We start from the raw sequence: 6484 nt of genomic DNA on the forward strand, positions 1-6484 counted from the left end.
ATTCGTGACTGGAAACCTGCTCTCAATCGCTTCGCGATTGAATTCGGCGATCGCTTTCCAACTTGAGTTTTTACCCTTGACACAATCTATTTGACATACCCCAACCCAAAGCGACTTCACCACCACCAATGCAAGAAGCAAGGTGATGAGGTGAAGCTCTGCTACAAGCCCCTTCTACCAAGCACTTCCAGATGTGTTCTAGCAATTTAGGGGTACTCCAGTTGCTAGAACACTCTTCCCTGTTCCAATGGCACCTTCTGCACAGCTCCCCTTCCTTAACTTTCCTCACTGCCAATTCAGCAAACTCCTTAACTTTTCCCAATCGATTTGCAAAGGCAAAACCCTTATAACTAAAACATCGAAACCAATACACGCCTCAACCCAAAGGAACTCTAAACCATGACACTCATCTATCGCGGCACCTCCTACCAGATCAACACCACCGATGAAACCATAACTGGCACTATTAACTGTCAGTATCGGGGTGCAACCTACCGCGTTGAGCCTACTACCACAACCCAACCTCAGCCTCGTCACCTGCAATATCGGGGCATCTCCTACTAAGGCAATCAGGTAAGTTGTTTATCTAAACCGCTTCAACTACCTAGGACAACAAAGGCGATCGCTCCTCCTCTCAACCGTGCTTTGAGATCTGCTCATCACCTGCACTTCCACTGCCCAAAACACTTCAGGCGATCGCTCCTCCACCACAAAAGACCGTAAAGGCACAGGCTGTTGAGGCACACAGAGCAACAGAGGGAGTCATCTGCAAGACCCTCTCCCTGGCGATCGCCCCCTCACTTCTCAAAACGGCACTTCATCACACCACAACTGAGCTTTGCGGCTCATCTGCTGTGACCTTTGAACCTGGCTCTCCTCAGTTCCCTCACCCTCCAATGGCGGCAACACCAGAGGGTAGTGATCACCTTCAAAACAGAACTCCGCTCCCACCAGCTCGATCGCCGTTCTGAGGGCTACGGTATCATGCATCGAGGGCAGGCTAATCAGAGTGCAGCCGTCATACTCACAGCGCAGCATGAAAGCCACCTCGCGGGCTGCCTGGGGAGAGTCAAAGAGGAGTCGAAGAGGTCTCATGCCATGATGCATCGTACTAGCTGCTCCTTCTCTCAGATACCCTGAAGCTCACTGAGTGGAGGGGTGATTCTGCTGCGATCTCTCGTGAAAGACCCGAAAGCGATCGCACACGGCAAGGTTTCCTTCTTTCCCTTTTTCCCCCTTCTTTTCTTCTTTGGGGAATTCCTCATCCACCACAATATGGGGGTGTGGAGGGGTGAAGGGCTATGAGCGGCGAGGTTGTAGGGCGATGAGGCTGTGGTTATAGAGGAATTGAGAAGCTGTGGCGCAGTGGGAGTAAAGGCTATGGTGCTGCTGCATTGAAGGGGGTTGAACTGCCAGTGGAAGTGAGGATTGCCCGATCGCAAGCAAATGTTCTAGCAAGTGAGTATCCTCCAAGTTGCTAGAACAAAGGGTAGTGAGTGATGGACTGGCGATCGCCCTAAGCCTGGAACTGCCAAACCCCCTCCCTGTAATCCACAGCCAACTGAGTAACAGCAAGCATTGTGAGATCTAACTCACCTGCTCCCAGACGTCATACTCATCAATCGAGAGCCAGTGGTAGTGTTCTGCTCCATCCTCGTCATTGGCACAGTATTCAACTACCGGATAACCCCACTGATCGACCGCATACACCTCAAGAACAACACCTTCTCTCACCAACACCTCATACAACTGTCGGGTTTCAGGAGGCAGGGAGGTCTGTGGCACCTGCAAGATGCAAATGCGATCACCTACGCCACGCCTTTTCAACCATAGCTAACCCTTGATGTAGTGTCTCTAATCATGGGCGATCAGGTAAGACTGTAGCAACTGGTTATGTCGCGGTGAATGGGTAGGGGCGATCGTTGTCTAGCTTAGGGCATATTATTGGACTGCGCTTTATCTTGCAATCCAACCTTCTGAGGAGCATACTACTATCTCGCTGCTAGCAGGTTGAGGTAGGGTAGATAAACACCAATAATCCTCTCCATCGAATATCACGCCTTCTGTGATGTACTCCAATTCGGAGACAGGTCGCCAATAGTCCTCTCCACTCTCATCGTAATATCGGTATTGATTACCTTCTACTTGTAAACCCATACCAGTAGGTCCAACCCAGTAAATACCCTCTGAAATTACTCCATCTTCGTTTTGAGATAGTACTGGATTTTTGATGCAAAGCAGGAGGAATATGGTTAAAGCAAAGAAACTCGAAACTTTGTTGAACATGATGCTACTTCACCACACTACGATTGTCTTAAGCAAGGATTAGGACTGAAACATAACCGAAATCTTTGTATGCCCATCAAAGTCTGTAATCTAAGCAGGTTAACGATTGTAGTCAGTGACTGCCGAAAACCTTAAACTCATTACACGCAGGCTTGATTAGTCTGCTTCACCACAATTGTTAAACCACGAAAACCATAGCTATCAACCTAGAACGATACCGAAGCTTCGCAACATTTGTGGCAAACAGTCATCAAGACTTTTGATGTGTTCATCATATAGCTCAATCAAATTGAAGTCGTATTTTCTGTAAATACGTTGTTTTTCCTGTTTACGTGCTGAGTACTCTGGATCTTGTTCATACCCCCAATACTCAACATAAACCTTACCTGAAGGGATATAGAAATCACAGTACACTTCCTCTTCAACAGGCAGTTTGCGCTCGTAGGCGTGAACTATATTCTCCGTATATAACCAGTCATCAACTGACAATTCTGCTTTAGAGCGAACCCAGTGTCCATCTTTTGTTCGGTAGTCCCCAGCCTTGAACTTCTCACGAAAATCTACTTTTTTAGGGTTTTGGGGTGATGATTGTTCTTCACCTGCACCATCATCAACTTTACAGAGTGCTTCAACAAAAATCTGATTTGACAGAATCGTATCTGACCAAAGAATGTAATGTTGGTCTGTTTTTTCGTCATGCTTCTGAACTGCACCGAAACTCAATCCTAAGCGCGTAGGTTTCCAACCATTAGGCACTTTATCTATCAAACCTAATTCGGCAAGTAATGGATTTACCTTGTTTCTTGATAATCCTAACCTCTCAGCAATTTTAGTGGCTGATAGTAGTGAGGAAACAGCAGTGGTAGATGCGGTAGCAAGAATGGTTTTGGAAGTAGTCCGAATAACAGGTTTAGGAATATCCTCAGACAAAATTGATGTTTTTGGGTTCTCCGTCTTCCAATGCTCATAGCACAGCTTATGACCTGGTTTTGAAACTGACCGATTACACCCAGGAATTGTACAGGTTTCCATTTTCAGGGATTGAGCTTTTTCAAGTAGATTTTCAAAACATAGCACTAGGAATGTGCATGAGCACCCGAATTAATACTGGAATAGATCAAAATCACACTCCACCGCGTAGACAGGTTTCGAGTGTCGCCCGCCAGTAATTAAGCAGTGACAAGCTAGTGGGAAGGGCAAAGAAGTAGTTTCAACCAAATGTGTTCTAGCAATTGAGTATCCCCCTAGTTGCTAGAACAAAGCCTGGTATTGGGGAGAATAGCCCTTAGTTAAAGCAATCAGGATTACTATCGCTTCGTGAACTGTGGATGAAAGCCAAGGGTATGCTTGACCCATCAGCGTTGTTTGCACGTCTTCATGAACCGCCCATTGCAACCCTGCACGATGAGTGTTGTAGGAAGAGCAGGAGAAACACCTGACTCGACCCGATTATACAATAGGTCGCGTATTGTTTAGCTACCAACCTTTTGAGAGCTTTTTGTTTCCAAAATATTACTAATTCTTCTCAATTGATCGTATTCCCATATAGTTAAGTCTCTCCAAGTATAAAAGGCGAAAACTGCACCGAGTCCACAAAAAATTATGCTAAAAATTGAGATTTCCACTTTCGTACTAACAGCTACCTGCGGTAGCCTAGTCCAAGCGAAAATAAGAATGCTGACAGTTAAAAACACAAAATTCATTCCCCATGCACGGGCAATTCGCAATCTACTTCTGTCATATTCAAATCGTTCCATCGTATTTTCTGATGCATGGGTGTACACGTAAACCTTCACGGATTCGACGTACTCATTTTTGTTTTTGATGGTCTCGTAGTTGCTGTGTTGATCAAGTTCCTGCTCACAAAATTTTTTATTCAAATCACAAAAGAATTTGCGGAAAACTTTTTTGTAAAGATGGTGGGCTAGATGATCTGTAATTATTCCTAATACATAGACCAATGCTAAAAAAGGTATAAGTGTGAGTAGGTCGGTAAGTTTTTGCCCAAGAATCCAGGAGTAGCCGAAAACGCTAAAAACTAAAAGGATCAACCAAGCTACTGTTCCGATCCCGCTGACAATTAGTTCAACGAACAAAGACGTTGTGCTCATTCCAATTTTCCACCGCTAGCAGACTCTAAATATCTAGAAAGTTACTCTATAGAGAAACCTAGGATTGGATCAGGGAAAACCTTTTTACTTGGATAGGTTGCCGCATAAAGAATCCATGTAAGCCGTGGGTTGGTTCCCTCCATAATCAAAACCAAACCCTAACTCTGCTTTACAGGAGGCATCTATGAAGATTCTAGGCATTGATTTAGGCAAATACAAGTCTGTAGCCTGCTTGCTCAATACTGAAGCCAATTCCACTTTGTTCTTCACCTTCTACACTCGACCGGATGAATTCAAAAAACTCCTATCCCAAACACAGCCTGAATTAGTTGTCATCGAAGCTTGTGCAGTCACAGGTTGGAGCCACGATTTATGTGTTGAGCAAGGATTTAAGGTTCTGGTCGCCAATCCTAGCCAGGAAGCCTGGAACTGGAAGCACGTCAAACGCAAAACCGATAAGGATGATGCACTGAAACTTGCCAAACTAGCGGCGTTAGGACAGATTGTGCCTGTTTATGTGCCATCCCCTGAGTCTCGGCAGTATCGCCAGTTGGTCAAATATCGCAAGCGGTTGGTAGGACAGGTAACGCGCACGCAAAATCAGATTCGAGCCCTGTTTGTCCATCAAGGGATTGCCATTCCTAGTGGCAACAAAGCTTGGACAGCCGCAGGCTTGAGTCAACTGGGAGAGTATCGAAAACCCTTAGCCCAATGCGATCACCTAATGCTATGGCAAGGGCAGCTAGATTTAGCATTAACGGCGCTAGATCGGTTGTGGGAAGAGCTTCATCAGGTGGACACGCAGTTAACGCAATTGGCGAAGTCTGATGAACGAGTCCAGCTATTGGAAAGCATTCCAGGGGTCGGGCGGCGGACAGCGGAAGTGGTGGTTGCCTTTATTGATGATCCAAAGCGATTTAAGAGTGCAAGACAGGTGAGTGCTTATGCAGGCATGGTACCGAGACAGCACCAATCTGGGGAAACTGACCGGATGGGCAAGATTACTAGACGTGGACCCAGGGTACTACGGGCGGCATTAGTCGAGGCAGCTTGGGCGATGCTGCGTTATAACAGTTGGGCATTGGCGTTGTACAACCGCATTTGTGGTGGACAGAAGACCCGCAAGAAACAAGCCATTATTGCAGTTGCTCGGAAGTTGTTAGTGCGTTGCTGGGTGTTGTTACGCAAACAGGAGAAGTGGGATGGAGCAAAAGCTTATATCTCTAAAGCAGCAGCCTAATTAAACTCAGATTTGTTCTTGATCACTTTCGTTAACACCCGATGGTGTCTGAAAAGCCTCTATTGGCAATGCATCTCAGAGCTTGGACCAGAACCTAATCTAACGAGTGAACAAATTCTTGCTCGCTAAGTAAGCTTGTCCTAACGAATAAGCCTGAGATCTCTGAAAGAACTCTTGAGACGACATAATTAATAGAATAATGTCGAAACTCGGATAGTCGAGTAGAACAATAAGGGGTTAACAAAGTCAAGAAGAGAACAAGTAAATTGAGTGTGAAAATTCAATCAAGCCAGAACATAGGTGAATGAATAGGCTGACGCAATTGAATTAGATTCTAAAGAAGAAGTTGAGCAAGTAAATGATTGGCTAAACAGTCAAGTGGTAACTGCTGCCAATTTTACAACCCTGCATTGCTTGACACCCCCACGGCTTCATAGTCGGTTCTGGTCAGTGGTTGTGGCTGCTTTTGCTACACCACAAGCGACTTTGGTCAATCTGCTGCACTAGGGTGTACGCCCAGCATGGTCGTGAACTGATGGGGTGAAAGTCCCCTGTCGAAGAACCAACTTCCAAATGATCAAGTTACAGATCCGAGTGATGCTAACGACTAGCTTAAGGCAAAGGCATTCCCGCGAGGGCAGGTCGGTCGGAAGCTAGCGGCAAACCTGCGAGCCGACGAACAGAAACGTCATAGAAGGCTGAGATAGTCTTGGGGCAAGTTGGCACAACACAACGAAGCCCTCTGGGGGTATGTCAAATAGATTGTGTCAAGGGTAAAAACTCAAGTTGGAAAGCGATCGCCGAATTCAATCGCGAAGCGATTGAGAGCAGGTTTCCAGTCACGAAT

General features: G+C 45.9%; 8 protein-coding genes. 2 read left to right on the plus strand and 6 right to left on the minus strand.

Annotated features, from left to right (window positions below; all coding sequences use genetic code 11):
• The first annotated feature begins 399 nt into the window (after positions 1-399).
• Positions 400-564, plus strand: coding sequence for a DUF4278 domain-containing protein (locus H6G89_RS34100; RefSeq protein WP_242060259.1), 165 nt, complete (start codon positions 400-402; stop codon positions 562-564).
• Between the two features lie 240 nt (positions 565-804).
• Here the strand turns inward: H6G89_RS34100 and H6G89_RS34105 are convergent, their stop codons facing one another.
• The 6 genes from H6G89_RS34105 to H6G89_RS34130 all read right to left on the minus strand — a co-directional run bounded on the left by H6G89_RS34105 (position 805) and on the right by H6G89_RS34130 (position 4397).
• Complete coding sequence (locus H6G89_RS34105; RefSeq protein ID WP_190514464.1) at positions 805-1095, minus strand: hypothetical protein; 291 nt, start codon at positions 1093-1095, stop codon at positions 805-807.
• Positions 1096-1299: 204 nt separating this feature from the next.
• Positions 1300-1575: a hypothetical protein gene (locus H6G89_RS34110; RefSeq protein ID WP_190514465.1), complete on the minus strand. Its 276-nt coding sequence runs from the start codon at positions 1573-1575 to the stop codon at positions 1300-1302.
• Positions 1576-1587: 12 nt separating this feature from the next.
• A complete protein-coding gene (locus tag H6G89_RS34115; RefSeq protein WP_190514466.1) occupies positions 1588-1827 on the minus strand; it encodes a hypothetical protein in 240 nt (79 codons plus the stop codon).
• Positions 1828-1956: 129 nt separating this feature from the next.
• Positions 1957-2286 (minus strand): hypothetical protein, encoded by a 330-nt coding sequence (locus tag H6G89_RS34120; RefSeq protein WP_190514467.1) that lies wholly within the window; start codon positions 2284-2286, stop codon positions 1957-1959.
• Between the two features lie 201 nt (positions 2287-2487).
• The gene (locus H6G89_RS34125) at positions 2488-3363 is read right to left on the minus strand and encodes a hypothetical protein (RefSeq protein WP_190514468.1); all 876 of its coding nucleotides are present in this window, start codon (positions 3361-3363) and stop codon (positions 2488-2490) included.
• A 395-nt stretch (positions 3364-3758) separates the two neighbouring features.
• Positions 3759-4397, minus strand: coding sequence for a hypothetical protein (locus H6G89_RS34130; RefSeq protein WP_190514469.1), 639 nt, complete (start codon positions 4395-4397; stop codon positions 3759-3761).
• A gap of 184 nt (positions 4398-4581) precedes the next feature.
• Between H6G89_RS34130 and H6G89_RS34135 the strand changes: the two genes are divergently transcribed.
• A complete protein-coding gene (locus H6G89_RS34135; protein WP_190514470.1) occupies positions 4582-5637 on the plus strand; it encodes an IS110 family transposase in 1056 nt (351 codons plus the stop codon).
• The last annotated feature ends 847 nt before the right edge of the window (positions 5638-6484 follow it).

The sequence above is a fragment of the Oscillatoria sp. FACHB-1407 genome, assembly GCF_014697545.1.
GTDB lineage: Bacteria > Cyanobacteriota > Cyanobacteriia > Elainellales > Elainellaceae > FACHB-1407.

Excerpts from the sequence above, each read along its gene's own strand:
- H6G89_RS34100 (WP_242060259.1), top strand. The coding sequence starts at position 400 with ATGACACTCATCTATCGCGGCACCTCCTACCAGATCAACACCACCGAT.
- H6G89_RS34105 (WP_190514464.1), bottom strand. The coding sequence starts at position 1,095 with ATGAGACCTCTTCGACTCCTCTTTGACTCTCCCCAGGCAGCCCGCGAG.
- H6G89_RS34120 (WP_190514467.1), bottom strand. The coding sequence starts at position 2,286 with ATGTTCAACAAAGTTTCGAGTTTCTTTGCTTTAACCATATTCCTCCTG.
- H6G89_RS34130 (WP_190514469.1), bottom strand. The coding sequence starts at position 4,397 with ATGAGCACAACGTCTTTGTTCGTTGAACTAATTGTCAGCGGGATCGGA.
- H6G89_RS34135 (WP_190514470.1), top strand. The coding sequence starts at position 4,582 with ATGAAGATTCTAGGCATTGATTTAGGCAAATACAAGTCTGTAGCCTGC.